This window comes from Mesorhizobium sp. M7A.F.Ca.CA.004.04.2.1, assembly GCF_004022825.1.
GTDB lineage: Bacteria > Pseudomonadota > Alphaproteobacteria > Rhizobiales > Rhizobiaceae > Mesorhizobium.
In genome coordinates, this window is sequence record NZ_RZPH01000681.1 from 1 (window position 1) to 3,336 (window position 3,336).

1 protein-coding gene is annotated in these 3,336 nt (G+C 64.6%); it reads right to left on the reverse strand.

Going from position 1 to position 3,336, the window contains the following annotated elements:
- Positions 1-239 precede the first annotated feature (239 nt).
- On the reverse strand, positions 240-3,336 hold a 3,097-nt coding region (gltB, locus tag EN893_RS25130; protein ID WP_128361850.1), incomplete at its 5' end, for a glutamate synthase large subunit.

Genomic DNA, 3,336 nt, shown 5'->3' on the forward strand with positions numbered 1-3,336 from the left:
GGCAGCGTGAATTCACGGAAATGCCGGATGCGATCGGAGGCCGGCTGGTACTTGTGCACCTGCCGGTCGATTTCGAGAAAGCCTGTTACCTTGCCCATAGTCCAGTTCCTGCTGTCCAGATGGTGCGGTTTTCGCCGCACCCGTTAACCCCTTGAGGCAGCCATGGCAACCTTGCGCCGGAGGTCAAACTGTCGATGAAGATGGGCCGGGAAGCCTGGGCTCCCCGGCAATTGCAAAGCCTATTCCGCCGCGACGCCCATGCGCATGCGTTCCATCTCGATCAGGGCGCGGCGGTATTCGACCGGCATGATCTTGCGGAACTTCGGCCGGAAAATCGTCCAGTCGTCGAGAATCTCGCGGCCGCGCACCGACCCGGTGTAATGCACATGGTTGGAAATCAGCTGGTAAAGCCGCTCCTCGTCATGGCTGGTCATGTCGCCGGAGACGTCGACGCGACCCTTGTGATCGAGGTCGCCGCCATGGTGCAGCAGCCTTTCCATCAGATCGTCTTCTTCCGGAACCGGCTCCAGCTCGACCATCGCCATGTTGCAGCGCTCGGCGAAATCGCCCGCCTCGTCGAGCACATAGGCGACGCCGCCCGACATGCCGGCGGCGAAATTGCGGCCGGTCTTGCCGATGACGACGACGATGCCGCCCGTCATGTACTCGCAGCCATGGTCGCCGACGCCTTCGACGACGGCGGCGACGCCCGAATTGCGCACGGCGAAACGCTCGCCGGCGACGCCGGCAAAGTAGGCCTCGCCCTCGGTGGCGCCATAGAGCACCGTATTGCCGACGATGATGGACTCGGCGGCGACGATCTTGGCCTCTTCCGGCGGCCGGATGACGATGCGGCCGCCCGACAGGCCCTTGCCGACATAGTCATTGCCGGCGCCGACAAGCTCGAACGAGATGCCGCGCGCCAGGAAGGCGCCGAAGGACTGGCCGGCAGTGCCGGTCAGCTTCACCTGGATGGTGTCCTCGCGCAGGCCCTTGTGCTTGAAGCGCTTGGCCACTTCACCCGACAGCATGGCGCCCGTCGAGCGGTCGACATTGCGGATATCGACCTCGATCTTGACCGGCAGCTTGCTTTCGAGCGCAGGCTTTGCCAGCTCGATCAGCTTGCGGTCGAGCACGTCGTCGATCGGGTGCTTCTGGCGCTCGGTCCAGTGCACCGCCTCATGCGGCGCATCCGGCTTGAAGAACATCTTCGAGAAATCGAGCCCGCGCGCCTTCCAGTGCACGATCAGGTCGCGCTTCTCCAGAAGATCACTGTCGCCGATGATCTGGTCGATATGGGTGTAACCCATCTCGGCGAGCAGCTCCCTCACCTCTTCCGCCACGTAGAAGAAGAAGTTGATGACATGCTCGGGCGTGCCCTTGAAGCGCTTGCGCAGCACCGGATCCTGCGTCGCGACGCCGACCGGGCAGGTGTTGAGATGGCACTTGCGCATCATGATGCAGCCGGCCGCGATCAGCGGCGCGGTCGAGAAGCCGAACTCGTCGGCGCCAAGCAGCGCACCGATGATAACGTCGCGCCCCGTGCGCAAGCCGCCGTCGACCTGCAGCGCGACGCGCGACCGCAAGCCGTTCAGCACCAGCGTCTGGTGCGTCTCGGCAAGGCCCATTTCCCATGGGCTGCCGGCATGCTTGAGCGAGGTCAGCGGCGAGGCGCCAGTGCCGCCATCATAGCCCGAAATGGTGATGTGGTCGGCGCGTGCCTTGGCGACGCCCGCCGCAACCGTGCCGACGCCGACTTCCGACACCAGCTTGACCGACACGTCGGCCGCCGGATTGACGTTCTTCAGGTCGTAGATCAGCTGTGCCAGATCCTCGATCGAATAGATGTCGTGATGCGGCGGCGGCGAGATCAGGCCGACGCCCGGCGTCGAATGCCGGACCTTGGCGATGGTCGCGTCGACCTTGTGGCCGGGCAGCTGGCCGCCCTCGCCGGGCTTGGCACCCTGCGCCACCTTGATCTGCATCATGTCGGAATTGACGAGGTATTCGGCCGTGACGCCGAAACGGCCCGAGGCGATCTGCTTGATCGCCGAGCGTTCGGGGTTCTTGCCGCCGCCAGGCAGCGGCAGATAGCGGTCGGCCTCTTCGCCGCCCTCGCCGGTGTTCGACTTGCCGCCGATCTGGTTCATCGCGCGCGCCAGCGTGGTATGCGCTTCGCGCGAGATCGACCCGAACGACATCGCCCCGGTCGAGAACCGCTTGACGATGTCGGCCGCTGACATGACGTCGTCGAGCGCCACCTTCTTGCGGCCGGTCTCTCCGGCCAGCTTGATCTTGAACAGGCCACGAATGGTCTGGGCGCGGGCCGTCTCGCTGTCGATCTGGGCGGAATAGTCCTTGAACGTTTCCCACGACCCCTGGCGCACGGCGTGCTGCAAGGTGGCGACCGCGTCGGGCGACCAGATATGCGCCTCGCCCCGCATGCGGAACATGTATTCGCCGCCGACCTCGAGGCTGTTGCGCAGCACGGGGTCGTTGCCGAAACCGTCATTGTGGCGGCTGAGCGTCTCTGCCGCAATCTCGTCCAGCCCGACGCCTTCGATCAGCGTCGCGGTGCCGGTGAAGTATTGCTGCACGAAATCGGTCTTCAGGCCGATGGCGTCGAAAATCTGCGCGCCACAATAAGACTGGTAGGTCGAGATGCCCATCTTGGACATCACCTTGAGGATGCCCTTGCCGATCGACTTGATGTAGCGCGAAACGACCTCGTAGGCGTCCACTTCCTTCGGCAGTTCGCCACGCTTGTGCATGTCGAGCAGCGTGTCGAAGGCAAGGTACGGATTGATCGCCTCGGCGCCATAGCCGGCAAGGCAGCAGAAATGATGCACTTCGCGCGGCTCGCCGGATTCGACGACGAGGCCGACCGAGGTGCGCAGCCCCTTGCGGATCAGGTGATGATGGACCGCGGCCGTAGCCAGCAGCGCCGGGATGGCGATGCGGTCCGGCCCGACCTGGCGGTCGGACAGGATGATGATGTTGTAGCCGCCGGCGACCGCCGCCTCCGCCCGCTCGCACAACCGGTCGATGGCGCCCTGCATGCCCGCGGCCCCTTCGGCCGAGCCATAGGTGATGTCGATCGTCTTGGTGTCGAAACGGTCCTCGGTGTGGCCGATGGAACGGATCTTTTCGAGATCGCCATTGGTCAGGATCGGCTGGCGCACCTCGAGCCGCTTGCGGCGCGAATTTCCGACCAGGTCGAAGATGTTGGGCCGCGGCCCGATGAAGGACACCAGGCTCATCACCAGCTCCTCGCGGATCGGATCGATCGGCGGGGTGGTTACCTTGGCGGAGTTCTGCCTGAAGTAGGGGTAGAGC